General features: G+C 65.5%; 21 protein-coding genes. 7 read left to right on the top strand and 14 right to left on the bottom strand.

What is annotated here, in order from left to right:
• Nucleotides 1–4: 4 nt before the first annotated feature.
• A complete protein-coding gene (locus ACEUCR_RS03925) occupies nucleotides 5–226 on the bottom strand; it encodes a DUF2788 domain-containing protein (RefSeq protein ID WP_005894863.1) in 222 nt (73 codons plus the stop codon).
• A gap of 56 nt (nucleotides 227–282) precedes the next feature.
• Complete coding sequence (locus tag ACEUCR_RS03920; protein ID WP_408789032.1) at nucleotides 283–1,047, bottom strand: alpha/beta fold hydrolase; 765 nt, start codon at nucleotides 1,045–1,047, stop codon at nucleotides 283–285.
• A gap of 287 nt (nucleotides 1,048–1,334) precedes the next feature.
• Between ACEUCR_RS03920 and seqA the strand changes: the two genes are divergently transcribed.
• Complete coding sequence (gene seqA / locus ACEUCR_RS03915; RefSeq protein WP_408788156.1) at nucleotides 1,335–1,859, top strand: replication initiation negative regulator SeqA; 525 nt, start codon at nucleotides 1,335–1,337, stop codon at nucleotides 1,857–1,859.
• A 96-nt stretch (nucleotides 1,860–1,955) separates the two neighbouring features.
• A complete protein-coding gene (pgm, locus tag ACEUCR_RS03910) occupies nucleotides 1,956–3,605 on the top strand; it encodes a phosphoglucomutase (alpha-D-glucose-1,6-bisphosphate-dependent) (protein WP_408788153.1) in 1,650 nt (549 codons plus the stop codon).
• An 84-nt stretch (nucleotides 3,606–3,689) separates the two neighbouring features.
• On the opposite strand, the gene ACEUCR_RS03905 is transcribed toward pgm, so the two are convergent.
• Nucleotides 3,690–4,571 carry a DMT family transporter gene (locus ACEUCR_RS03905; RefSeq protein ID WP_408788150.1) on the bottom strand — a complete coding sequence of 294 codons (882 nt, stop codon included), beginning with the start codon at nucleotides 4,569–4,571 and terminating at the stop codon, nucleotides 3,690–3,692.
• A gap of 94 nt (nucleotides 4,572–4,665) precedes the next feature.
• Here ACEUCR_RS03905 and ACEUCR_RS03900 point away from each other — a divergent pair, with 94 nt between their 5' ends.
• Nucleotides 4,666–5,148, top strand: coding sequence for a MarR family winged helix-turn-helix transcriptional regulator (locus ACEUCR_RS03900; RefSeq protein WP_041997756.1), 483 nt, complete (start codon nucleotides 4,666–4,668; stop codon nucleotides 5,146–5,148).
• Nucleotides 5,149–5,191: 43 nt separating this feature from the next.
• Here ACEUCR_RS03900 and mltB read toward each other — a convergent pair whose 3' ends face one another.
• The 10 genes from mltB to ACEUCR_RS03850 all read right to left on the bottom strand — a co-directional run bounded on the left by mltB (nucleotide 5,192) and on the right by ACEUCR_RS03850 (nucleotide 14,846).
• Nucleotides 5,192–6,274 (bottom strand): lytic murein transglycosylase B, encoded by a 1,083-nt coding sequence (gene mltB, locus ACEUCR_RS03895; protein WP_111873585.1) that lies wholly within the window; start codon nucleotides 6,272–6,274, stop codon nucleotides 5,192–5,194.
• A gap of 80 nt (nucleotides 6,275–6,354) precedes the next feature.
• Nucleotides 6,355–6,963: a CDP-alcohol phosphatidyltransferase family protein gene (locus ACEUCR_RS03890; protein ID WP_392442877.1), complete on the bottom strand. Its 609-nt coding sequence runs from the start codon at nucleotides 6,961–6,963 to the stop codon at nucleotides 6,355–6,357.
• Nucleotides 6,964–7,012: 49 nt separating this feature from the next.
• Nucleotides 7,013–7,681 carry an ATP-binding cassette domain-containing protein gene (locus tag ACEUCR_RS03885; RefSeq protein WP_392442874.1) on the bottom strand — a complete coding sequence of 223 codons (669 nt, stop codon included), beginning with the start codon at nucleotides 7,679–7,681 and terminating at the stop codon, nucleotides 7,013–7,015.
• Nucleotides 7,678–9,315 (bottom strand): ABC transporter permease, encoded by a 1,638-nt coding sequence (locus ACEUCR_RS03880; protein ID WP_408788146.1) that lies wholly within the window; start codon nucleotides 9,313–9,315, stop codon nucleotides 7,678–7,680. Before ACEUCR_RS03880 ends, ACEUCR_RS03885 begins: the two co-directional genes overlap by 4 nt.
• On the bottom strand, nucleotides 9,316–10,479 hold the full coding sequence (locus ACEUCR_RS03875; protein WP_408788144.1) for an ABC transporter substrate-binding protein: 1,164 nt from the start codon (nucleotides 10,477–10,479) through the stop codon (nucleotides 9,316–9,318).
• Complete coding sequence (locus ACEUCR_RS03870; protein ID WP_408788141.1) at nucleotides 10,476–12,680, bottom strand: FAD-dependent oxidoreductase; 2,205 nt, start codon at nucleotides 12,678–12,680, stop codon at nucleotides 10,476–10,478. Before ACEUCR_RS03870 ends, ACEUCR_RS03875 begins: the two co-directional genes overlap by 4 nt.
• A complete protein-coding gene (locus tag ACEUCR_RS03865) occupies nucleotides 12,677–13,264 on the bottom strand; it encodes a carboxymuconolactone decarboxylase family protein (protein ID WP_111873579.1) in 588 nt (195 codons plus the stop codon). The genes ACEUCR_RS03870 and ACEUCR_RS03865 overlap by 4 nt, the downstream gene beginning before the upstream one ends.
• A gap of 54 nt (nucleotides 13,265–13,318) precedes the next feature.
• Nucleotides 13,319–13,972 carry a DUF1499 domain-containing protein gene (locus ACEUCR_RS03860; protein ID WP_408788138.1) on the bottom strand — a complete coding sequence of 218 codons (654 nt, stop codon included), beginning with the start codon at nucleotides 13,970–13,972 and terminating at the stop codon, nucleotides 13,319–13,321.
• A gap of 123 nt (nucleotides 13,973–14,095) precedes the next feature.
• A complete protein-coding gene (locus tag ACEUCR_RS03855; protein ID WP_041998322.1) occupies nucleotides 14,096–14,374 on the bottom strand; it encodes a peptidylprolyl isomerase in 279 nt (92 codons plus the stop codon).
• 85 nt (nucleotides 14,375–14,459) lie between these two features.
• On the bottom strand, nucleotides 14,460–14,846 hold the full coding sequence (locus ACEUCR_RS03850) for a hypothetical protein (protein ID WP_041998321.1): 387 nt from the start codon (nucleotides 14,844–14,846) through the stop codon (nucleotides 14,460–14,462).
• 504 nt (nucleotides 14,847–15,350) lie between these two features.
• Between ACEUCR_RS03850 and tamA the strand changes: the two genes are divergently transcribed.
• From tamA to ACEUCR_RS03835, 3 genes are all read left to right on the top strand, one after another.
• On the top strand, nucleotides 15,351–17,123 hold the full coding sequence (gene tamA / locus ACEUCR_RS03845) for an autotransporter assembly complex protein TamA (protein ID WP_041998320.1): 1,773 nt from the start codon (nucleotides 15,351–15,353) through the stop codon (nucleotides 17,121–17,123).
• On the top strand, nucleotides 17,120–20,875 hold the full coding sequence (gene tamB, locus ACEUCR_RS03840) for an autotransporter assembly complex protein TamB (protein WP_408788134.1): 3,756 nt from the start codon (nucleotides 17,120–17,122) through the stop codon (nucleotides 20,873–20,875). The genes tamA and tamB overlap by 4 nt, the downstream gene beginning before the upstream one ends.
• Before the next feature lie 168 nt (nucleotides 20,876–21,043).
• Nucleotides 21,044–21,556, top strand: coding sequence for a VC2046/SO_2500 family protein (locus tag ACEUCR_RS03835; protein WP_408773122.1), 513 nt, complete (start codon nucleotides 21,044–21,046; stop codon nucleotides 21,554–21,556).
• 98 nt (nucleotides 21,557–21,654) lie between these two features.
• Here the strand turns inward: ACEUCR_RS03835 and hpf are convergent, their stop codons facing one another.
• Nucleotides 21,655–22,005, bottom strand: a complete 351-nt coding sequence (hpf, locus tag ACEUCR_RS03830) for a ribosome hibernation-promoting factor, HPF/YfiA family (RefSeq protein WP_041998314.1) — start codon at nucleotides 22,003–22,005, stop codon at nucleotides 21,655–21,657.
• Nucleotides 22,006–22,355: 350 nt separating this feature from the next.
• On the opposite strand from hpf, the gene ACEUCR_RS03825 reads away from it, so the two are divergent.
• Nucleotides 22,356–24,863, top strand: coding sequence for a putative bifunctional diguanylate cyclase/phosphodiesterase (locus ACEUCR_RS03825; RefSeq protein WP_408788131.1), 2,508 nt, complete (start codon nucleotides 22,356–22,358; stop codon nucleotides 24,861–24,863).
• Nucleotides 24,864–24,897 lie beyond the last annotated feature (34 nt).

The following is a 24,897-nucleotide window of genomic DNA, read 5'->3' as shown; positions in this document are numbered from 1 at the left end:
GCAGTTAGCCGAGACCCGAGCCTTCCCAGCTCAGTTCGATCAGCCCCTTGGCGACAAAACCCGCGCAACCTAAAAACAGTACCAGCCAGACGATGAAGCGACCGAAACGGGGCACATTGCCGCGTTTGAGTACGTCCTGGATAGCCAGACCAATCAACAGAAAAACGGCCACGAAAAACAGTTTCAGGCCCAGACTCTCGATCAGTTCAATATGTTGGCTCAACATGGATTGCGCACACTCCTTATGACGGGCGGCACTATATCACAAAGGATTTGAAACTGTTAACCGCCTGTAGACAGGAAATCCACAACCAGTTTGTTGAACAAAACCGGCTTCTCGGCGTGGAGCCAGTGGCCGGTTCCGGCGATGACCCGGGCCTTTGCGGCGGGGAATTGCGCCATCACTGTCTCGGTATAGGCGGGCAGCATATAGTCCGACTCGCCGCCCTTGATGAACAGGGTCGGCCCCTCGAAACGGGCGTCGGCATCGGGCCAACCCATGATGTTGGCGTAGTTGCGCTCAAGGGCCGGCACGTTGAAGCGCCAGCCCCAGCCCGTCTCGGTTTTGGCAAAAGACTTGAGCAGGAACTGGCGCACGCCGGCGATCTCGATATGTTCGGCCAGGATGGCTTCTGCCTCGCTGCGGCTTTGGGGGGCGCGCGTGAGCGTGGCGTTCAGGCCGGCGAACACGTTCTGGTGGCGGGCATGGGGATAGGCCACCGGGGCCATGTCGGCCACCACCAGCTGGTTGACCCTGTGGGGAGCCAGCTTGGCAACCTGCATGGCCACCTTGCCCCCCATGGAGTGGCCGATCAGGGCTGCCTTGTCCAGCGCCAGATGATCCAGCAGGGCGAGCACGTCCGCCGCCTGCTGTGGGTAGCTCATCTCGTCTGAGTGAAAGGAGGCGCCGTGGTTGCGCAGATCCAGGCTGATGACCCTGTATTGCTCGCCGAGGGGGCGGGCCAGCAGGCCCAGGTTGTCCAGGCTGCCGAACAGGCCATGGATCAGCACCACGGCCGGGCCCTGGCCCTGCTCCTTGAAGTTCAATAATGAGTGTTGTTGCAAAATGACACCTTGTCGGTCGTGGGCTGTTTCGCCTGTTTTTTAATGCACTGAAAGAAAAGGATTTCATTCCTTGGTGGGGATTTTTTTGTGGTTTTTTTCCAAAAAAATGGCCCCGAATAGGCTACTCAGTGCGGGGGATCACACACTTGGCCCGCCATTATGCCGTATTCTCGTGGAGTTTCATGCACATCTGACGGGCCGCTTGGGCCGTCGGGTCTGGCTATGTATAATCGCCCCATCCCACTTTCCGTGAGTCCAGCGCCAACCCTATGAAAACCATCGAACTTGATGACGATCTCTACTTCTATATCGCCAGCCAGACCCGCCACATAGGTGAGAGTGCCTCCGACATATTGCGCCGCCTGCTGGAGCAGCCCGCCCGCATCAAGGCGATACCGCCAGCATCCGCCCTGGCCGATGTCACCCCCGCCGATCCGCAGCCCGTGGCCGCCGGGAGCGAGGCGCTGACGCGCCTGCTGGCCTCGGGTGCATTGCAGCAGGAGGAGAAGTCCATCAATCGTTTCATGCTGCTGCTCAGCACCCTCTACCGGGACGATCCGGCGGGCTTCACCCAGGCTACCGAGATAAAGGGGCGCAAGCGCGTCTATTTCTCCCAGGATCCGGAAGCCCTGCGCGCCAGCGGCAGCACCACCAAACCCAAGCCGGTGCCCGAGACCCCCTTCTGGGTCATCACCAATACCAATACCAGCCGCAAGCAGAACATGGTGGCCCAGCTGATGGCCAGCATGGGCTATGACGAGGCCCTGATTGCAGAGGCCTGCGCCCTGGTGTGATGAGGAGCCATGGGCTCAATGGATTCTGATCTTTGAATGCGCGGGGCCCTCACCCGGGCCTGTTTCGTCAAGCAGTTAGCAAGCAAGGAATACGCCATGGCACAGCATGCTCACGCCGGTCAGCCGGCTCGTTTAAGTGACCTGACCAACATTCCCCGTCTGGTCAGCGCCTACTACCTCAACAAGCCGGACATGAGCCGCCCCGAGCAGCGGGTAGCCTTTGGCACCTCCGGCCACCGGGGCAGCGCCCTGCACAACGCCTTCACCGAATCCCACATCCTGGCGGTGACCCAGGCGCTGGTGGAGTATCGCCAGCAGGCCGGCATCACGGGCCCGCTGTTTGTGGGCATGGATACCCATGCCCTCTCTGAATCCGCCTTCTCCAGCGCGGTGGAAGTGCTGGCGGCCAATGGCGTCGAGACCCGCATCCAGGCAGGCCTCGGCTTCACGCCGACCCCGGTCATCTCCCACGCCATCCTGCGCCACAACGCCGGCAAGCCGGCGGCCCTGGCGGACGGCGTGGTGATCACCCCGTCCCACAACCCGCCGGAAGACGGTGGCTTCAAGTACAACCCCCCCCACGGCGGTCCTGCCGAAGGGGAGATCACCAAGTGGGTGGAAGACAGAGCCAACGCCATTCTGGAAGCCGGTCTGGCCGGCGTGAAGCGGATGCCGTTCGCCGAGGCCCTGGCCAGTGAGTTCGTGGTCGAGCACGACTATGTCACCCCCTATGTGGACGATCTTGAGAACGTGCTGGACCTGGCGGCCATCAAGCGCGCCGGCATCAAGATTGGTGTCGATCCCCTGGGCGGCTCAGGCGTGGCCTATTGGGACGTGATCGCCAAGACATATGGTCTGGACATAGAGGTGGTGAACTACAAGGTCGACCCGACCTTCTCCTTCATGACCCTGGACAAGGATGGCAAGATCCGGATGGATTGCTCCAGCCCCTTCGCCATGGCGGGCCTGATTGCCCTGAAAGACAAGTTCGACATCGCCCTTGGCAACGACCCTGACTACGACCGTCACGGCATCGTCACCAAGGCGGGGCTGATGAACCCGAACCACTACCTGGCGGTGGCCATCCAGTATCTGTTCACCCACAGAACCGGCTGGCCCAAGACGGCCGCCGTCGGCAAGACGCTGGTCTCCTCGTCCATGATCGACCGGGTTGCCGGCGAGATCGGCCGCACCCTGAAAGAGGTGCCGGTCGGCTTCAAGTGGTTCGTGGATGGTCTTTTCAGCGGCGAGTTCGGCTTTGGCGGCGAGGAGAGCGCGGGCGCCTCCTTCCTGCGCAAGGACGGCACCGTCTGGACCACAGACAAGGATGGCTTCATCCTGGCGCTGCTGGCCGCCGAGATCCTGGCCGTGACCGGCAAGGATCCCCAGGCCCACTACGATGCCCTGGAAGCCAGGTTCGGTCGCTCCAGCTACCGTCGCATCGACGCTCCCGCCAACAGCGCCCAGAAGGCGGTGCTCTCCAAGCTGGATCCGGCCCTGGTGGAAGCCTCAACGCTCGCCGGCGAGCCCATCCTTGCCAAGCTGACCAGGGCTCCCGGCAACGACGCCGCCATCGGCGGCCTCAAGGTGGTGACCGAGAACGGCTGGTTCGCGGCGCGCCCCTCGGGTACCGAATCCATCTACAAGATCTACATGGAGAGCTTCAAGGGCGAGGCGCACCTGGATCTGATTCAGCAGGAGGCCCAGCAGATCGTCTCCGCGGCCCTGGCCAAGGCTGGCGTCTGAGCCTGATACCCGTCACCGCAGCGCAGAAAAAGGAGCCATATTGGCTCCTTTTTGCTGTGTGCCTGGCGGGGATCTGGTGCCCGATCAGCCATTTCCCGGCTGGTCGGGGCAAGCCTTGGCTGTCTGCCTGTCCTTGAAGAGGGGCCGGGTCGGCAGCTTCATCAGGAACAGGGAGAGCAGGATCACGGCGATGCCGAGCCACTGGCGGCCGTCCAGGGCCTCTCCCACCAGCAGCACACCGAAGGAGACCGCCACCATGGGGTTGGTGAGGGCCAGCATGCCCATCACCTCGGGGCCGTGGCGCTTGAGCCCCCACAGCCAGGCCCAGTAGGCCAGTGCCGTGTTGAGCAGGACAAGCCAGATGAGCCCGGGGGCACTAGCCGGCTGCGGCAGCGGCATGGGGCCTGCCAGCCACCAGGCCAGCGGGATCAGCATCAGGCCCCCCAGCAGCAGCTGCCAGGCGGTCAGCGCCAGCAGATCGCTCACCGGCCAGCGCTGCATCCAGCGGCTGGACTGACCGATGAGCAGGGTGGCCAGCAGGGCGCACGCCACGCCGACGGGATCCAGGTTGGCGGAGGGGTTGAGCAGCAGGAGCACACCGGCGAGTCCCATCAGCCCCAGCAGCAGCCACTTGAGGGTCGGCCTGACGCCGTCCTGCACCCAGGCCAGTCCCATCAGGACGAGGGGCAGGGTGGCGCCCAGGGTGCCCGCCACGGCGCCCGGCAGGCGATAGGCCGCCACGAACAGCAGGGCGAAGAAGGCGGTGATGTTGCAAAACGCCAGCAGGAACTGCCGGTTCCAGGTGAGCGGTGGCCTGCGGGGATGGCACAGCAGCAGCAGGAGCCCGGCTGGCAGGGCGCGCCACACGGCCACCCAGTAGGGGGAGTAGTCAGTCAGATAGAGGCTGACGACGGCATAGGTACTGCCCCAGAGCAGGGGGGCGAGCAGGGCGATCAGCAGTGGCATGGTTGTCTCGCAATAAAGTATCTTCAAGTAAAGATAACTTAGCCGCGAGTTGGTTTATTATCAAGTATCTTTTCGTAAAGATAATGGAGCCGGAATGGATAGTGATCATGTAGACCTCTTGCTGGCCCAGTGGGCGCGGCAGCGACCGGATCTCGACTGCTCCCCCATGGGGGTGCTGGGGCGGGTGGCGCGCATGGCGGTGATCGCCGGGCGCGAGGTGAGCGAAGAGCTCAAGGCGTGCGGCCTGCTGGGCTCGGACTTCGACATACTGGCGACCCTGCGCCGGGCCGGCGAGCCGCTGACCCCGACCGCCCTCTATCAATCCGCCATGCTGAGCTCGGGGGCCATGACGGCCCGGCTCGACAAGCTGGAGCAGCGCGGCCTCATCGTGCGGCAGGCGGCCCCCGATGACAGGCGAAGCCTCTTGGTCTGCCTGACGGAGCCGGGGCGGGAGCTGGTGGACCATGCGGTGGAGCGCCACGTGGCCAACGAGCGGCGCCTGCTGGCCCCGCTGACCCAGGCCGAGCAGGGGCAGCTGGCCGCCTTGCTCAAACGCTGGCTGCTGGAAAACGAATAGCAAAACGGGCCCGTCGGGCCCGTTTTGCATTGGCAGAGAGCACTCAGTAGCCGCGGGCGGCCTTGACCGCCAGCCCCAGCTGCCACACCGCCATGGCGTAATGGGTGCTGTGGTTGTAGCGGGTGATGGTGTAGAAGTTCGGCAGACCGTACCAGTACTGGTAGCTCTTGCCCACGTCCAGGCGCAGCAGGCTGGCCTTGCTGTGGGCGCCGAGGGGCGCGATGGGGGAGAGGCCGGCCCGGCGCAGGGTATCCAGGCTATAGCTGGTCTGGAAGCCGGTCTCGAAGCCGGGCGCCTGGCCCTGGGCCCGCACCGCCACCTGATCCCCCTTGCGCCAGCCATGGGCCTTGAAGTAGTTGGCCACGCTGCCGATGGCATCCACCGGATCCCAGAGGTTGGTGTGGCCGTTGCCATCAAAATCCACCGCATAGCCGTGGAAGCTGGACGGCATGAACTGGCCATAGCCCATGGCGCCAGCATAGGAGCCGGTCGGCTCGCTCGGGTCTATTCCCTCGTTGCGGGTCATGATCAGGAACTGCTCCAGCTCGCCGCGAAAGAAGGTGGCACGGCGCGGGTAGTCGAACGCCAGGGTCGCCAGGGCATCCAGAATGGGGGTCTTGCCCATCACCCGACCCCAGCGGGTCTCCACCCCTATGATGCCGACGATGATCTCGGGGGGGACACCGTACTGGGCAGAGGCACGATTGAGCTCGGTCTCATACTCGCGCCAGAAGTTGACACCGTTTTGCACATTGTCCGGGGTGATGAACTTGGCACGGTAGCGGTTCCAGGCGCCGTTCGGGCCGCTTGGTGCGGTCGAGACCGGGGCCTGACGATCCATCAGGTTGATGATCCACTGCTCGCGAGAGGCCTGGGAGAGCACCCGGTGCAGCTCGGCACGGTCGAAACCATGCTTGCTGACCATCATGGCGATGAACTGATCCACTGCCGGATTGGTGGCGAAATCCCCCGCCAGCACCCCGGCCGTCTGCTTGGGCGGGGGCGTGATGAGGAAACTGCCGCCGCTTTTTGCCTTGGGGGCTGGCGCCTGTGCCGGCGTGTTGGCGGCGCTGCTGCACCCGGAGATCAGGGGGAGGAGAAGGACAAGGGGGATGAAACGATGCATAGGGCTTCCAACGGCACAAAAACGGGATGCCGCCATGGTAGTGGATCCATGGCGATGCGCAAGCACCACCATGGCCCGGATCAGGACTTGAGGGTGTGGTAACCGCTCCAGAGCCGGGTCAGTACCGTGATCAGGCACAGGGCGGCAAAACCGTAGGCCAGGGGGGCAAACCAGTGGGGCCACAGGCACATCAGCACGAACACCCCTATGGTCTCGCTGCCTTCGGTCAGGCCGCCCAGGTAATAGAGGGACTTGTGGTGATAGACGGGGTTCTCTATGCCCCGCTTGCCCGCCATGATGGCGAAGGCCAGGAAGCTCGAGCCCGTGCCCATGAAGGCGAACAGCAGGGTGGCGGCGGCCAGGGCATGGTTGGCGGGATCGGCCAGGGCGAAGCCCAGCACCACGGCGGCATAGAAGATAAAGTCCAGCGTGATGTCGAGAAAGCCGCCGCAATCCGTGATGCCCTTGAGGCGGGCGATGGCGCCATCCAGACCATCCATGATGCGATTGAGCAAGATGCAGACCAGGGCCGCCTCGAACTGGCCAAGGGCGAGCAGGGGCAGGCTCAGCATGCCGATGACAAAGCCGGTGATGCTGATCTGGTTGGCACTGACCCCCAGACGGGCCAGGGGGCTGGCGAGGGCGTTGAGGGGGCGACGGATCAGCACGATGGCGTAGCGATCTAGCAAGGGATCCTCCTTTCAGGATCAGGGAACACAGGGATCATAAGGCGGCGGATCAGCAAGGACTGCCCCTGCCCGCATCCGCCGCCAGGGCGCCGAGATCCAGTATGGCGGCGGGGGCATCCTCCTCGTCGTGGCTGACCAGGATGGCCGGGATGGCGCGGGCCGCTATCTCGCCGAACACCAGGGCGCGAAAGGCGGCTCGCAGCGGCTTGTCCAGCCGGGCGAAGGGCTCGTCGAGCAAGATGGCGGCGGGCTCGGCCAGCAGGGCCCGCAGCAGGCTGATCCTTGCCTTCTGCCCCCCGGAGAGGGCGGCGGGATGGCGTTCGGCAAAGCCCGCCAGCTCGACCCTGGCCAGCGCCACCAGGGCCCGGGCGCGGCGCTCCTTCCCCCTGATGTGGGCGGGCATGCCAAACATCAGGTTCTCGGCCACCGTCAGATGGGCAAACAGCAGATCCTCCTGAAACAGGATGCCGACGCGTCTCTGGTAGGCGGGCAGGGGCGAGAGCAGCCGCTCGCCCTGGCGGATCTCCCCGTGCAGGGCGAGGGGGCCGCCTTTGGGCAGCACCCCGGCTATTCCGGCCAGCAGCGAGCTCTTGCCGCAGCCGCTTGGCCCCATCAGGGTCAGCACCTCGCCGGGGGCGATGTGGCAGGGGGGCAGTTGCAGCAAGGGCCTGCCATGCAGGCTGAGGGTGAGAGGGGCCAGGTGCAGGGGCTCCGTCATGGGGTTGGCTCCAGTTGATGGGAGGCGCGTTCGGCCCTGTGGGGCAGCCAGAGCGCCAGGGCGTAGATCAGCAGCGGCAGTGCCAGTTGCAGCAGGCCGTAGAGGCTGGCGAGACGGCGGTTGAGGCCGGAGCCGATGGCCACCGCCTCCGTGGTGAGGGTGATGACGCGCCCGGCGCCAAACAGCAGGGTGGGCAGGTATTGGGCCAGGCTGACGGTGGCCCCCACGGCGCAGGCGAAGGCGAGGGGGCGCAGCAGCAGGGGTCCCTTGACCCGCCACCAGGCCTGCCAGGGACGGGCGCCCAGGGTGGCCGCCGCCTGGGTCAGGCGATCGTCGAACTGGCGATAGGGCCCGTACAGGCAGAGGTAGACATAGGGGTAGACGAACAGCAGCTGGCTCCAGAACACCAGCCCCATGCCCACCGGCAGCCCGAGCCAGTCTGCCCCGAGCCTGACGCCGAACAGCAGGCTGGCCTGGGGCAGCAGCAGTGGCAGACAGATGAGCCAGAGTGGCCAGGGGCGGCGACCCCGCTGGGCCTCCAGGGCGAGCACCACCAGCACCAGGGCCAGCAGGGCGCTGAGCAGGGCGAGCCAGGCGCTGTGGGTAAGGGGCTGGGCCAGCTCTGCCATGGCCTGCTGCCAGTGGTGGCCGCTCCACTGGCTGGGCCAGGGGGCGGGAAAGGGCCAGCGCCGGGTGAGGGACCAGAGCAGCAGGGCCGCCAGCACCAGCAGGTTTGTCGCCAGCAGCAGGGTGGTCAGGACCAGGGCCAGGGCGGGGGCCAGCCGGGAAGGACTGGTCTGGCGCCGGCCATCGAGCATGAGCCCCTTGCCCCAGTGCAGATGCGCCCACTCCAGGGCGCGCAGGAGGGCGAGCAGCAGCAGATTGAGGCCAAACAGCAGCAGGGCGCCATGGTTGGCCAGGGGTCGCCAATGGAGATCCGGGTCCTGATACCAGCGCCAGAGTCGCACCGCCAGGGGGGCGGGCTGGGTCGGGCCGAGCAGCAGGGCCAGATCCACCACCGCCAGGCCATAGGCCGCCACCGCGTAGAGGGGCAGGCGCAGGCTGGGCCAGAGGCTGGGCAGGATCAGGCGCCACCAGATCTGGGGCGGCCGAAACCCCAGGCTCTGCCCCAGCCACTGCTGGCGGGCGGTCAGGGCAGGATCGAGGGCGCCGAGGGCCATCAGCAGCAAGAAGGGAGTCTCTTTGAGCACCAGCAGGGCGATGAGACCCAGGCCCCAGGGGTCGTGCAGGGTCTGCCAGTCCGGCGGCAGCACAAAACCGGTGAGGGCGGGGGAGATAAGCCGCAGCAACCAGCCGGAGGGGGCGATGAGGAAGGCAAAGCCGATGGCGAAGGCGACGTGGGGCATGGCCAGCAGCGGCGAGAGCAGGCGGCGCAGCAGGGCAAGGCCGCGCCCCTCGCCGTGGGCCAGCAGGAGGGCGACCAGGAGCAGGCTGATCAGGCTGGAGGCGAGGGCGGTCCAGAGGCTGAGGCCGATGGAGGTCCAGAGCCCGGGCTGGGCAAGGAGTCGAAGCCAGGGGGCCGGGGTCAGCCCCTGGCCCAGCAGGAGCAGCAGGCCGGCGAGCAGGGGAAGCCAGAGCAGCAGCCCCGTCACTGTCAGGATCAGCCGGTGCATCTAGTGGCCGTAACGCTCGGCCCAGGCCGTTTCCAGCATCAGCTGCCAGCTGGGATGGGGCTCAGGCCTAGCCTTGAAGCGCAGGGCTGGCGCCGTGCCCTGCGGCAGGCTCTCCTGCCTGAGCACGCTGGGATCGCCCCAGAAGGCGGGATCGGCCTTGCGGGCCTGGGCGGCCGGGCTCAGCAGGAAGTTGACCACCACCTGGGCCCCGGCCCGGGCATTGGCATTGAAGGGGATGGCGAGGAAGTGGCTGTTGGTGAGCGCCCCCTTCTCCATGGCGATGGCGGTGACGGAGGCGGGCAGGCTGCCATTGGCCACCGCCCCCATGGCCTCCTGGGGATTGAAGCTGATGGCCATGGCCAGCTCGCCATCGTCGAGCAGCTGCCGGGTCTCGGCGGCGCTGGCGGGGAAGGCCCGCCCCTGACGCCACAGGTGGGGATGCAGGGCATTGAGCCAGGCCCAGAGCGGCGCCGTGACCCGATCGAACGCGGCCTGATCCGCCGCCTGGTAGAGGGGGGCAGAATCCGGGGTCAACTCCAGCAGCATCTGCTTGAGGAAGCTGGAGCCATGAAACTGGGGCGGCTTGGGGTAGCTGAAGCGGCCCGGGTTGGCCCGGGCCCAGGCCAGCAGCGCCTGGGCCGAGCGTGGCGGCGCGGCCACCTGGGCCTTATCGACCATGAAGTTGAGCTGGCCCAGCCCCCAGGGGGCCTCCAGCCCCTCCACCGGCACTGTGAAGTCCTCACTCACCGGCAGGCTCAGGTCCACCAGGGCCATGTTCGGCAACCCCTGGCTGAAGGGGGCGCCGAGCAGGCCCTTGTCCTTGAGGGCCTTGAAGTTCTCGCCATTGACCCAGAGCAGGTCGATGGGGCCCCCCTGGCGCTTTCCCGCCTGCTTGTTGGCGAGCAGCTGGCTGACGCTCTGGGCGATGTCATCCACCTTCACCTGGACCAGGGTGACGCCATGGTCACGGGCCAGCTCTCCGGCCGCCCAGGCGAGGTAGCGATTGATCTCGGGGCTGCCGCCCCAGGCGTTGAAGTAGACGGTTTCTCCCCTGGCCTCGGCCTGGATCGCCTGCCAGGGGGACGGGCTCTCGGCCCGGGCCTGGCCGCCCCAGAGCAGGAGCAGGGTGACGGCCAGGGCAGGGAGGTGGCGAATGGGCATCATGACTCCTTGTGAGGGTTAGCGGCGGGACCCGTTTGCAGCGGATGCTGTCTGGCCTCCAGTTTGCCACGGCGGCGCCAGTGGTGGTAGCGCGCCAGCCAGGGCAGCAGGGCCTTGGGCTGGTGGGCCTGGCGCCATTGGCCGGCCACGTACTTGTTGCCCTCCATCAGGGTGGGGTAGGCGTGAAGGGTGGCGAGCACCTTGCCAAGGCCGAGTCGATGGCGCATGGCGAGGGTGAATTCGGCGATGCGCTCCCCGGCGTGGGGGCCGACGATGGTGGCGCCGAGGATCCTGTCCTTGCCTGGCGGGGTCAGCACCTCGATGAAGCCCTGGGTCTCGCCGTCGGCGATGGCCCTGTCCAGCTTCTTGAGCTCGAAGCGGGTCGCCTCGAAGGGGATGCTCTGGGCCTCTGCCTCCTTGCGATTGAGGCCGACCCTGGCCACCTCGGGGCTGGTGTAGGTGGCGGCCGGGATCACCCGATAGTCCGCCTTGAATCGCTTGAACTGGCCGAACAGGGCATTGACCGCGGCGTACCAGGCCTGATGGGCGGCGAAGTGGGTGAACTGGTAGGGGCCGGCCACGTCCCCCACCGCCAGTATGCTGGGGTAGTTGGTGGCGAGGAAGCCATCCACGGCGACCGTGCCCCGCGCCGTGAGCTCGACCCCTAAGTCCTCCAGACCAAAGCCGCCGACATTGGCGACCCGGCCCAGAGCCAGCAGCAGTCGATCGCCCTCTAGCCGGCAGGTCTCATCCCCCCGGCGCAGGTGCAGGCGGATCTGATCCTGCGCCAGGGGCTCCACCCGCTCGGCGTGCCAGCCGAGCAGCAGATGGACCCCATCCTCGGTCATCTGCTGCTGCAGCAGGGCGGCGACCTCGGCCTCTTCCCGGGGCAGCAGCTGATCCGCCAGCTCGATCAGGGAAACCCGGATGCCGAGCTGGGCCAGGCTCTGGGCCAGCTCGCAGCCGATGGGGCCACCGCCGAGCACCAGCAGGTGGCGGGGGGGCTCGCGCAGCTGCCACAGATTATCCGAGGTGAGATAGGGCACCTCGGAGAGCCCCGGCAGATCGGGCACCAGGGGCCTGGCGCCGGTGGCGAGCACGATATGGCGGCTGGCAAGGCGCCTGCCGCCCACCTCCACCTCCCAGGGGGAGACGAGGCGCGCCTCTCCCTGGATGCACTCCACCCCCAGGGCCTCGTAGCGCTCGACCGAGTCGTGGGGCGCCACCTCGGTGATCACCCGGGCCACCCGCGCCATCACGGCGGCGAAATCGGCACGGGCCTGGCTCTCGCGAAAGCCAAGCTCCGCTCCCTGGCGCTGCTGCGCGGCGAAGCGGGCGCTTCGGATCAGCGCCTTGGAGGGGACACAGCCGGTGTTGAGACAGTCCCCCCCCATCTTGTGCTGCTCGATGAGAGCCACCCGCGCCTTGACGGCGGCGGCGATATAGCTGGTCACCAGGCCACCGGCCCCGGCGCCGATCACCACCAGGTTGTAGTCGAAGTGGTCGGGCCGACGAAACCGGGCATGGAGCCTGTGCCGGGCGAGCAGGCCCTGGCCGGCGCGGGCCAGCCAGGGCAGCAGCCCGAGCAGACAGAGCGCCGCGATGAGCCCGGGGGAGAGGATGTTGCCCGTGCTGGTGAGCTGGGCCAGCTGGCTGCCCGCCAGCACATAGACCAGGGTGCCGGGCAGCATGCCGAGCTGGCTCACCCAGTAGAAGGTGCGCAGGGGCAGGGCGGTCAGCCCCATCAGCAAGTTGATGAGAAAGAAGGGGAACAGGGGGATGAGGCGCAGGCTCAGCAGGTAGAAGGGGCCATCCTTGGCCATGCCCGCATCCACCAGCGACAGCTTGTCGCCAAAGCGGCGCAGGACCCAGTCCCGCAGCAGGAAGCGGGCGCTGAGAAAGGCGAGGCTGGCGCCCAGGGTGCTGGCAAACGAGACCAGCAGCAGCCCCCAGCCGACCCCGAAGATGGCGCTGCCAAACAGGGTCAGCAGGCTGGCCCCGGGCAGGGAGAGGGCTGTGCTCAGCACATAGACGGCGAAGAAGAGAGCGCTGGCCTGCCAGAAGTGAGCGTCCACCCAGCCCTCGAGCGCGCTCTGGCGCGCCTGCAGGGCGGAGAGGGTCAGGTAGCTATCCAGATCCAGGGCGAAGAAGGCGCCGATGAGCAGGGCCATCAGCAGCAGCAATCCCAGCTTGGTGCGTCTCATGAGGGGTTCTCCTCCCGGGGGGGTGGGTCGCCGGCGTCCGGCTGGACCGGGAGCTGGCAAAAGCCCTGGGCGGGCACGTCGAGGGCGGCATTGAACTTGGCCGACATGTTCTGAAAGGCGATGAGACCGGTCAGCTCCACCAGGGCATCGTCATCGAACCAGGTCTTGAGGCGCGCAACCTGCTCGTCCCTCACCCCGTCGAGCCCGGTCATGGCCTCGGTGTAATCGAGCACCGCCTGCTCGCGGGCATCGAACAAGGGGCTGGTGCGCCACTGGGCCAGGGCCTCCACCTTCTCGCCGGAGCCGGCCCGCTTGACCAGGGTCATGGCATTGATGTCGACGCAAAAGCGGCACCAGTTGAGCTGGGAGACCCGCACCGTGACCAGGGAGCGCAGCACGGGGTCTATGGGGGAGCGCTTGCGGTTGATGACCCCGTACAGGGTGGCAACGGCGGCGAACAGACGGGGGGATCGGCCCCAGCACTTGCCCGGGATCAGTACCTGGCCATAGTTGCGTCGCTGCAACCAGAAGAAGGGTTTGATGAACCAGGCATAGTCCCGGTCTGCTTTGAGCTGGATGCGCATACTGCTCCTCTGCTGCTCTTGCCGCGCCATGGGGCGTGGCGTCTCTTTGTGGGATCAGGGGGCCGCCAGGCGGGCTTGCAGCCGGGCGAGGAACGTCTGGATCCGGGCCCGATTCGCTCCCAGATCGGATCGGCCCTGGCGGGAGGCGGATCGCATGTCGATGCGCAGCTCCCTGGGCCCCTCGAACAGGCGCAGCGCCACATCGTCTTGAAAGCCGAACCAGGGGCTGGTCACCACGGCCTCCAGTCCCTCCTGGCTCGCCCTGATCTGCCAGCCCGATGCCTGCATCAGGCTGGCTGCCTCGGTGAGCACCCGCTCCCGGCTGGCCCGGGTATAGATAGGAGCGGGGTTGTCGCCGGAAAATTTCAGGGGAGCCTCATTGACGGGCAGATCGGCGTCGCTGCGCAGCTGGTGCGCCCAGTCGAGCCTGGGGGGATGGAGGGGGTCCGTGCTGACGTCGTTGAGCAAGGGGGCGCGCAGCGCCAGGGTCAGGAATCCGACGGGCAGCAGCAGGGGCAGGGCACCGACGGCGGCCCAGTATCGTCTGGGATGCCAGGGCAGGCGTAGCAGCAGCCAGAGGGCGACGAGGGCCCCGGCCAGGCAGAGGAGGAAGCCGACCCACCAGGGCCAGAGGGCGACACGGCTGCCCAGGGCGCCAGAGAGTGGCAGCAACCAGGCCAGCAGGGGAAGCAGTGGGAGGGGCAGCATGGGATAACCCTTGGAAAACTGGCCAAAGGATAAACCTAATTAACTGATAAGGTTAATTTATTTTTAGATTTAGCGGACAGGATAAGGGAGAGAAGGGGCGACGGGGGAGCCGCCCCTGGGGCGTCAGCTGCGGTAGAGCACCTTGATGAGGTGGAAGCCGAACTTGGTGCGGATGGGGCCGAGCACCTTGAGCAGCTCCCCCTTGAACACCGCATCATCGAACGCCTTGACCATGTCCCCCTTGTTGAACTCCCCCAGATCGCCGCCGCGCTTGCCGGAGGGGCAGGTGGAGTGGCGCTTGGCCATCTGGCCAAAGTCGGCGCCCTTGTCGATCTTGCTCTTGATCTCCAGGCACTCCTTTTCCGTCTTGACCAGAATGTGTTGGGCGCATGCCTTGTTCATGGGTTCTCCTCGTTGCATCTTGCGGGGCGGCCGGGGTGAGTCTCACCTGGGATGGCTCAGGGGCCCGGCCGGCTGGGGCGCAAGATTAGCGCAATTGCTGCCCCTCGTCAGCCGGGATCCTGGCTCTGGGGTGGCGGGACTGCCACAGCAGCTCGAGGCCGAGCAGGCCGTGCAGGCTCCAGAGCGCCACGGGATCGAGCCATTCGCCCCCCAGCTGCAGGCTGGTGAGGGCGCAGCCGAGCAGCAGCGCCGCCGTGAGCGGCAGGCGCCAGTGGGGGGCCAGGGGAGCCAGCAGGGCGCTGCCGAGCAGGATGGCGAGGCCAAAGGGGAGGTTCAGGGCGGTGAAGGCGAGGGCCTGCTGCCCCGTCATGCCGCACAACAGGGCCAGCAGGGCGCTGCAGCAGGCGAGGAAGGTGATGAACTCGAGTCGCTCGGCGATGTGGTCGGCCAGTTGTTCGCTGCGTGCTGTCATGGGGTGACTCCTCATGGATGATGGGGGCAGTGTGGCGCAATCCAGGGTGGCGAGTGAGCGGGATAAATAGATTAGGGCGAGCGAGTGCCTCGTTTCTGTTTTATAACCAATTGATTAACAATGGTTAAATCATCATTCACTGGGGGCGACCAGACTGAGGGAGGGGGAGGGGAGGCCAGCCATGGCTTGCTTTTCTGCCCGGGACATCATGGCCAGATGAGGACTCAATATTGCGCCTGTTGACGCCGACAGTTTCTGTCGTATCGACCCATGCGCGAATGACGCCAGGCTGCGCAGCAATTGGTCAGATGAGGTGTCAATTTCATCACTCGGGGTTAATTTATCGCCAAAGGGCTCTGTTTTATGGCAAATCCAGGTCGCTGATGGGTCTGAATCCCGCCAACGACTATGGTAGGATGGCTGCGCCTCGCCCTCGGCGCGGCCACGATCACCGCGATGAGACCAGCATCGTTCGCTTGAGCATGAATTCGGGGAAGTTGACGTTTGACAGGATGCAATCTGCCCATACCTGCGGGTAAATCGCAGCCGTGCCGCCGGGTGCGTGCCTGGCTCTGGCTGACGCTCTGCCTCGGCTGCCTGGCCTCTCCCGCCATGGCGGCCAAGCTGACCTACCAGGTCAAGGGGCTCAAGGGCGACAATAAAGAGAACGTCGAAGCCTATCTCAACGCCCTGCCCGTCTATCAGGAGCGGCAATACAGACCCGCTAGGGCCAAGATCATCGAGAGTACCGAGCAGGCGCTGCAGGTCTACGGCTATTACCAGCCCAAGGTCAAGTTGAGCCGGGACAAGAAGACCCCCTCCAAGGTGACGGTGACGGTGGAGGCGGGAGAGCCCGTGCTCATCTCCCGGCTGGATGTTCTGCTGGAGGGGGATGCGGGCAGCGACGAGATCTACAGCGAGCTGCTGGACAAGCTGCCCCTCAAGGAGGGCGAGCCGCTCCATCACGGCAAATATGAATCCATCAAGGCGGATCTGGGCAGCCTGGCGCTGGCCCGGGGCTACTTCAACGCCCGCATCAGCAGGAGCCAGGTCCGGGTCTATCCCGAGAAGGGCACCGCCGAGATCTACATAGTGTTTCGCTCCGGCACCCGCTACCACTTCGGCGAGGTGCGCTACAGCGCCACCCCGGAGGAGCTGCGCCTCATCAAGCCCCTGGTCAGCATCAAGCGCGGCGACCCCTACCTCGCCATCAAGATGGCGGAGACCTCCCAGGACATCTCCTCGACCAAGCTGTTCAAGCAGGTGGATCTCAAGCCCCTGATCAGCGAGGCAGAGGGCAACCAGGTCCCCATTCAGGTGACGCTGGCGCCGCGCACCCAGCACGAGATAGAGACGGGGATAGGCTATGCCACCGACGTGGGCCCCAGGGTGAGCGCCACCTGGGAGAAGCCCTGGATCAACCGCTACGGCCACCGCCTCAACGCCACCGCCAACGTGTCAGCGCCCCAGGCCGACCTCAGCTTCGATTACCAGATCCCCGTCATTGGCAAGAATCCGCTGCAAGATTACTACTCGCTGCAGGCCGGTTATCGCTACACCAACAACAACGACACCCGCTCCGACCTGACCACCTTCGGGGTTCACCGCTGGAAGCGGCGCCCGGACGCCTGGGACAGGGACGTGTTCGTGCGTCTGGAGAACGAACGCTACGAGCAGGGCTCGGATGCGGGCAACAGCCTGCTGCTGATCCCCGGGGTCTCCTGGTCGCGGCTGCGGCTGCGTGGCAACCTGGTGCCGGACTGGGGGGACAGGCAACAGCTGACCCTGGAGTTCTCCGATCCCACCTGGGGCTCGGATATCCGCTTCATGCGCGCCTGGGGACGCACCAAGTGGCTGCGTACCCTGGGGGAGAACAACCGTTTCCTGTTTCGGGCCGAGCAGGGGGCCATCATAGGGGATGACTTCTCCCTGGTGCCGCCTTCCCTGCGTTTCTTCACCGGCGGCGATCAGACGGTGCGTGGCTATGGCTACGAAGAGATAGGCCCGCGGGATGCGGACGGCAAGTTGCTGGGGGGACGCTACACCACGGCCGTCAGCGGCGAATACAATTACCGCTTCAGCGACAAGTGGCTGGGGGCCCTGTTCGTGGATGGCGGCACCGCCACCGACGACTACCAGGAGGCCTGGAAGATAGGCACCGGGGTCGGGGTGCGCTGGGTCACCCCCATCGGTCAGGTCAGGCTGGATCTGGCGGTGGGCATCTCGGAGGAGGACAAACCCCTGCGCCTGCACTTTGCCCTGGGGCCTGAATTATGATCTGGTTAAAGCGACTCTTCCTCTGGTTGATGGGGCTCATCTTCCTGCTGCTGATCGGCATCAGCCTGCTCGGTTTCACCCATCAGGGCAACAAATGGATCTGGCAGCAGGCCAGGGCGGCCTTGCCTGCCCTCAAGGGGGAGCTGGTATCGGGCCAGCTCGGTTACGGCTGGACCCTGGAAGGGGTCGGCTGGCAGGACGAGCTGGTGGATGCCAGGGTCGAGCGCGCCGTGCTCGACTGGGATCTGGGCAAGCTGCTGCAAGGCCAGCTCTGGATCCGCTCCCTGACCCTGACTCACCCCGTGGTCAAGGTGGTCGAGTCGGCGCCCAGTGACGAGCCGCCCGGCGAGCCCTTCGTCTGGCGCCCGCTGCCCCTGCGCATCCAGATAGACGCCCTCAAGGTCAGCGCCCTGGATGTGGACGTGCCAGGGCTCAAGCTGGCACTCAAGGATCTCGATATCGGCGCCAGATTGGACCGGCAGGGTCTGACGGTGCGCGGCCCAGTGCTGGACGGCGTGGCCATCACCCTGGCCGATGCGCCCCCGCCGGCGCCGGGCGAGCAGGTTGCTGCCAAGGGCGCGGCGCCCGAGCCGGCCTCCGACAGCACCACCCTGGTGGCCAGCTCGCCCCAGGGCGACATCGCCATCGAACTGCCCAAGATCTCCCTGCCCTTCCCCCTGCGCCTCGAGGGGCTGCTGCTCACCGACTTCAGTTACCGGCAAGGGGAGCTCAAGGAGGCCATCGACAAGTTGCAGCTCTCGGTCTCGGGGGAGGGGGAGCGCATCGAGATCGAGCAGTTCTTCCTGCGCCATGCCATGGCCGATCTCGATCTCAAGGGCCAGATCAGCCTGCAAGATGATTATCCCCTCGACCTGACCCTGACCGCCAAGGCGCGCAAGGCCCTGCTCGACAACCAGCTCAAGGGGGAGCAGGCGACCCTGACCCTGGGGGGCTCGGTGGGCAAGCTGGCCCTGGCGCTCAATGCCAAGGGGCCGGTGGCGGCCACCCTCAAGGGGACACTGCAGGCCCTGGATCCGGACCTGCCCTTCGATGTGAAGCTGAACTGGCCAGGCCTCAAGTGGCCCTTACACAAGCCGGCGGAAGACGAACCCAGTTACCAGTTGAAGAAGGGGAGTCTGACGGCCAAGGGGGCCTTGTCTGGCTACCAGTTTGCCTTGAATACCTCGGGCCAGGGGACGGATGTGCCTCCCTTCAAGCTGGCCCTCAAGGGCAAGGGCAACCTGGAGCAGCTCAGCAACATCGACCTGCTGCTCAATGCCCTGCAGGGGGAGCTCAAGCTCGATGGCAAGCTCGCCTGGCGCAAGGGCGTACAGTGGCAGGGGGTGACCAGCTTCAAGGGGATTGACCCCGCCGAGCTGGTGCCCGAGATCAAAGGCTCCCTGGCCGGCCGGGTGGAGAGCGAATTTGCGCTGGGGGACGACGGACACTGGCAGCTCAAGGTGCCTGCCCTCAAGGTGGACGGCAAGATCAACAAGTATCCCCTCGCCATCACAGGCCAGCTCAGCGGTGATGACGCCATGAACTGGCAGATCCCCGCCTTCGCGCTGCAGACCGGCCCCAACCAGTTGCAGGCCAGGGGCAAGCTCAGCCAGGCCCTGTGGCAGCTCGACGCCCGCCTGGCCGCCCCGGATCTCTCCGGCATTTACCCCGGCCTGCGCGGGGATCTTCGCGGCACCCTGGCGCTGGGGGGCAACCAGCAGGTCCCCAGGATCAGCGCGGCCCTGAGCTCGAACCGTCTCTTCTTCGAGGGGACGGATCTCAAGGAGATCGCCCTCAACGGCAACGCAGTGATAGGCGAGGTGCCCTCCGGCAAGCTGGCCCTGACGGTGGCCACCCTGACCCAGGGCAGCACCCTCCTCAAGGCCCTCAAGCTGGATCTCGATGGGGACCTCAGCCGTCACCAGCTCTCCTTCGACAGCAAGGGCGATCCCCTGGCGGCCAGGCTGCGGCTCAATGGCGGCGTGCAGCAGACCCACTGGCGCGGCGCACTGACCGAGCTCAACATCAGAACACCCATGAAGCGCTGGCAGCTCAAGGCACCCTGGAACCTGGATCTCGACCTCGACAAGCAGCGGCTGGCCATGAGCGATCTCTGCCTCGGCTCCCAGCAGGCGAGCCTGTGCGTCAAGGGCAGCCAGGTCTCGGCCGCCCAGGGGGAACTGGCGTTTGCCTTGACCGAGTTCGACCTCAAGCGCCTGCGTCCCTGGCTGCCGGACAACTTCAAGTGGCAGGCGGTGCTGTCGGCCGACGGGCGTGCCAGCTGGAAGGGGGATCAACCCAGGGTGCATGCCACCCTGCGTACCACCCCGGGCACCTTCGTCGCCGATGCCGTCAAGACCTCCTATCAGCAGCTCGCCGTCGGTTTCGACCTTGAGCCCAGACAGGCCAATCTGCGCCTCGATTTCGTCTCCGCCGACATAGGCACCATAGACACGGATCTCGTCATCCTGGATCCCAGCGGTCGTGGCGCCTTGTCCGGTCAGCTCAAGTTCAACGGACTGAAGCTGAGCCCGTTCGCGCCGCTGATCCCGGAGGTGCGCTCCCTGCAAGGGGTGATCAGCGCCGATGCCCGCTTCGATGGCACCCTGAAGACCCCCTTGCTGTTTGGTCAGCTCAATCTGGTGGAGGGGGAGGTGCAGACCCACACCGACATGGTGACCCTCAAACAACTCAAGACCCGCCTCAAGATCGAGGGCAACCGGGCCGAGCTCGATGGCAGCATGCTGGTGGGCAAGGGGCCGCTCGCCCTGGGGGGCTGGCTGAGCTGGGCCAAGGCGCCCATCGAGGGCAGCCTGACCATACAGGGCAAGGATCTGGAGGCGCAGTACCCCGGCATGGGCCGGGTGCGGGTCACGCCGGATCTCGCCATCAGCCTGGGAGAGCAGACCCGGGTGACCGGCAAGATCACCATTCCCTGGGCGCGGATCCTGGTGAAGAACCTGCCGGAGAGTGCGGTGGCGCGCTCGGACGACGTCACCATCATCTATGACGAGCTGGCGCCGCCGGTGGAGCCGACGGCCTTACCCCTCGAGATGAAGGTGGCCGTGGTGCTCGGCGATGACATTCGCCTCGAGGCCATGGGACTCAAGACCCGGGTCACCGGCGGCATCAATCTCAATCAGGAGCCGGAGAAGCCCCTGTCTGGCAACGGGCAGCTGGAACTCAAGGAGGGTCGTTTCAAGGCCTATGGCCAGAATCTGATCATCAAGGAGGGGCGCATCATCTTCTCCGGGCCGCTGGACAAGCCCTATCTCAATATCGAGACCTACCGGGATCCGGATACCATCGAGGACAATGTCACCGTGGGGGTCCGGGTGACGGGACCGGCGGCCAAGCCGAAGATAGCCGTCTATTCAGAGCCCCAGATGCCTCAGTCCGAGCAGCTCTCCTACCTGTTGCGGGGCAAGGGGCTGCAGACCGGCGGCGAGGATGGCGGCTTCAATGGCCTGCTGGTGGCGGGGGCGGTCGGCCAGGTGGGCGGTGTGGTCTCCGATATCGGCGAATCGCTGGGCATGAGCGATGTCTCCCTGGATACCGAGGGGAGCGGCGATGACACCCAGGTCACGCTCTCGGCCTACCTGCTGCCCGGTCTGCAGTTCCAGTACGGCGTCGGGGTGTTCAGCCCCATCGCCGAATTCAAGCTGCGCTACGAGGTGCTGCCGAGGCTCTATCTGCAGGCCATGAGCGGGGTGGCCCAGGCGGTGGATATCTTCTACCGCTTCACCCTCTAACCAGGGAGCCAGGATGACAAGAGGGGAGGCCAGGGCCTCCCCTCTTGTCTGTGGCACTCTTGCCTCGGGGGGCCGGACTGCGGGCATGGTCCGACGCGCCGGTCATCTCTTCTCAACTTTGGCCAGGGCGGGCCGATAACAGGGAACCTGTCCCTTGCCTGACGCGCCATGTTACCCAACGCCATCCGTGAACGTCTGCTGGTCGATGAGAGCCAGCTCGATCAGCGCCTCAATCAGGATCTGCTGCGCGGCGATCGCGCCGACTTTCGCCTGCACCTGGCCCTGCTCACCGAGGCGGTGGAGGAGCAGCCCTGGTTCGATGAGGCCGATAGCCTCCCCAGGGAGGAGATTGACTGGCGGGCCCGGCTCGGCCTGGCACCGGCCACCCCCCTGCACAGCGACACGCCGGCGAGCAGTGCCCACCTCACCGAGCGGTTGCAACAGGGGGGAAGCATGGCGGATGCCAGACTCTGGCTCGCCCTCCATCCCCAGCCGCTGGCGGGTCGGCGACCGCTGCTGGATCCGGCGGTGTACGACAACCTGAGTGCCCTGGGGCGCGAGCGGCTGCAGGCCGGGTGGTCATTGCCAAACAAGGGGCGCGAGGCCCGGCCCCTGGTGATGCTGCCTCTGCTCGACCGGCTGGCCGAGGGGGTGGATGCGGCTCTGCACTGGCAGAGCTGAGGGACGCCAGGCACGGCTCCTCAGGGAAATGCTAAATGATAACCATAGAAAAAGGCGGTCAAGCCGCCTTTTTCTCTCCAACTGACTATTTTGTCATATCAAGCGTCAACTTCCGCATCTGCCTCCTGGGGCTCGGCCTGCTCCCTGAGGGGAGACTGCGCGCGGCGAGCCAGCGGTTTTTCTGTGTGACGATTGAGCTGGCGCTCGAGTTTCTGTCCCAGATCATTGATGGCGGCGTAGAGGTCCTCATGCTCGGCCTGGGCAAACAACTTGCCGTTGGGAATACCTGCCGTGGCTTCGATGTTGAACATCAACCTTTCCTTGGAGACGATCACATGGGGAGTGATGAGCGGCACCTGCAGACGTTCGAGCTTGTTGAAGCGAGATTCGATGCGCTCGCGGATTGCCGGGGTGATCTCAATGATTTTACTGGTGATTTCAATTTTCATATAGGCCCCCTTCGGGTCGTCTTGCTTGTCTCTTCACCTCCAGAATACCCATGGGGAGGGCCATTAACGTGATCTGGATCACATTAACGACCCTTTGTTGTTCATCACACGGTAAATTGTGATCTTTTCGGCTTCTGCACCAAAAAGCACTTGAGCTGTGTGAAGTGGGCAGGCAGTATGGGCGAATTGGATCGTATCTGTCCCTTCTGGCAGCGCAGTCTGTCGATTTGAAATCAGGTTTCACCCATTGTCTCCCCTCCTTTCTTCTTGTTTGCCGCTAGTATCGGGAAGGCGAGGGTGATCTCGGTATCCTGACAGACTCGGGACAGGGACTACAGGTGGAGTCGTACATGAAGCAGCAGGCCACTCAGATGATGTGGTTTTATGAGCCGGCCCAGGGCCAGTGGCGGGTCTCGGATCATGCCTCCAACCAGCTTTGGCAAGGGGAGGGGGCCCACCCCTGGAGCGATAATCTGGATCCTGCCGACGAGGCGGGTTTCGCCCGGTTCGTCGACACCTTGCAACAGGGCGACAAGCCGGGGCAGTTCATCGGCCACCTCCACGACGAGTCAGGCCAGGCCCATCATTTCCTCTGGCGCGGCCAGTATCTGGCGGATCAGGGCCTCTGCTGCGGCTGGGTCAGCCCCATCGAGGTTGCCAGCCAGCCCTCTCTTCCGGTGCGGCTCAATGGCGAACGCTCCCCCCTGCTGGTGCAAGACCCCCTATTGGCCCAGCTGGCCCAGGCTCTCTCCGCCAAGACGGGGATGGACTTTTTTGACACCCTAACCCACGAACTGGCCGAGATCCTCGACGCCGATGCGGTCTGGCTGGCGGAGCTGGGCGAGCTGCAGCAGCTGAGGGTGATCGCCAGCCATGGCGCCACCCTGGGTCATTACCGGCTGGAGGAGATGCCATGCCGGCATCTCTACGAAACGCGCCGGGCTTGTACCCGGGTGCTCGAGGCGCCGCTGCCGGCACACCCCTGGTTGGCGGCGGGACAGACCTACCACGGCCATCCCCTGTGCGATCGCCATGGCCAGATCCTGGGGCATCTGGCCCTGCTCTTCTCCGGCTCCGTCGCCATCCCGAACCTGGCCGCCGTGCTGACCATTTTCTCGGTGCGCATGGTGGCCGAGCTGGAACGGCTCAAGAGCGAAGCCCAGCTGCGGCTCTCTGCCGTGGCGTTCGAGACCCACGAAGGCATCATCATCACGGATCCCGACTACAAGATCCTGCGGGTCAACCACGCCTTCGGCCAGATCACCGGTTTTGACAGCCAGGCCGTGCTTGGCAAGCGGCTGGGGGATCTGTGGCCGAGCCAGGGGGGGCTGGGCTATGAGCTCGACAACCTGAGCCGCTGGCAGGGAGAGACCCAGCGTCGCCACGCCCGTGGCCATGGTTATCCCCAGTGGGAGATAGTCACCCCGGTCCAGGATGACAAGGGGCGGATCAGCCATTTCGTCATCTGTTTCGAGGATATCTCCGAGCGCAAGGCCGCCGAGCGCCGCATCCAGGATCTCGCCTATTACGACGAGCTGACCGGCCTGCCAAACCGGCGTCAGCTGCATGAGACCCTCAGCCAGGCCTTCAGTCAGGCGAACCGGGATCACCTGGTCGGCGCCCTGCTGTTCATCGATCTCGATCACTTCAAGACCATCAACGACTCCCTCGGCCACGCCAGCGGAGACTGGCTGCTCAAGGAGGTGGCGACCAGGCTGCGGCGCCTGGTGCGCCAGGGGGATTGCCTGGCCCGCCTCGGGGGGGACGAGTTCGTGCTGCTGCTACCGGCCCTCTCCAGTAGCCCGCCCCAGGCGGAGATGCAGGCCGATCTCATCGCCGAGCGGCTGATCGGCGAGATTGCCGCCCCCTACCATCAGGGAGGCCAGGTGCTGCACATAGGTGCCAGCGTCGGCATCACCCTGTTCCCGGGACGGGATCAGGGGGTGGATGATCTGCTCAAGCAGGCGGACACCGCCATGTACCAGGCCAAGTCGGCCGGTCGCAAGACCCGCCGCTTCTTCGATGCCGCCATGCAGCATCAGGCGGACAGGCGCCTGCTCATCCACAACGAGTTGCGCAGCGCCCTGACGGGAGGGGAACTGACCCTGCACTACCAGCCCCAGCATCTGGTGGCCGGGGGCGAGCTCATCGGGGTCGAGGCCCTGATCCGCTGGCAGCCGCCCGGGCGAGCCCTGGTCTCCCCCGCCGAGTTCATCCCCATCGCCGAGGAGACGGATCTTATCGTCGACATCGGCAACTGGGTGCTCCATGAGGCGTGCAGCCAGTATGTGAGCTGGGAGGAGAGCGGCATCCACATTCCCCAGCTGTCGGTCAACGTCAGTGCCAAGCAGTTTCACGCCCACGACTTCGTCGAGTGCATCCATGATGTGCTGGAGAAGACAGGCATGGATCCGGCATGCCTGAACCTGGAGATCACCGAGTCCGTGGTGCTGGGCCATGCGGAGGACACCATCAACAAGATGGCCGAGCTCAAGCAGCTGGGCATCAGCTTCGCCATCGACGATTTCGGCGCCGGGTACTCTTCCCTGAGCTACCTCAAGCGCCTGCCTGCCGACGAGCTGAAGATAGACCGCTCCTTCATCCAGGACATTCCCCGGGATGGCGACAACATGGCCATCGTCGAGGCGGTGATCGCCATGGCGCGCCACATGGGGTTCAACGTGACGGCGGAAGGGGTGGAGTCGCGCCAGCAACTGGAGTTTCTGCGGGCACAGGGGTGCCACTTCTATCAGGGCTATCTGGCCTCCAAGCCGCTGCCTGTGCCCTATCTGGAGCGTTATGTCCGGCGGGTGGGCGGGCGCCACGAGGTGAGAAATACCCTGATCCCGGAGCTGTAGCCCGTCTGGTTTAGGGGTAGAATGAGGGTTCGTC

Origin of the sequence: Aeromonas bivalvium (assembly GCF_046078285.1) — a bacterium.
In the GTDB taxonomy this organism is placed as follows: domain Bacteria; phylum Pseudomonadota; class Gammaproteobacteria; order Enterobacterales; family Aeromonadaceae; genus Aeromonas; species Aeromonas bivalvium.
Note: the sequence above shows the minus strand (reverse complement) of the source record. Positions and strands in the feature narration are given on the sequence as shown.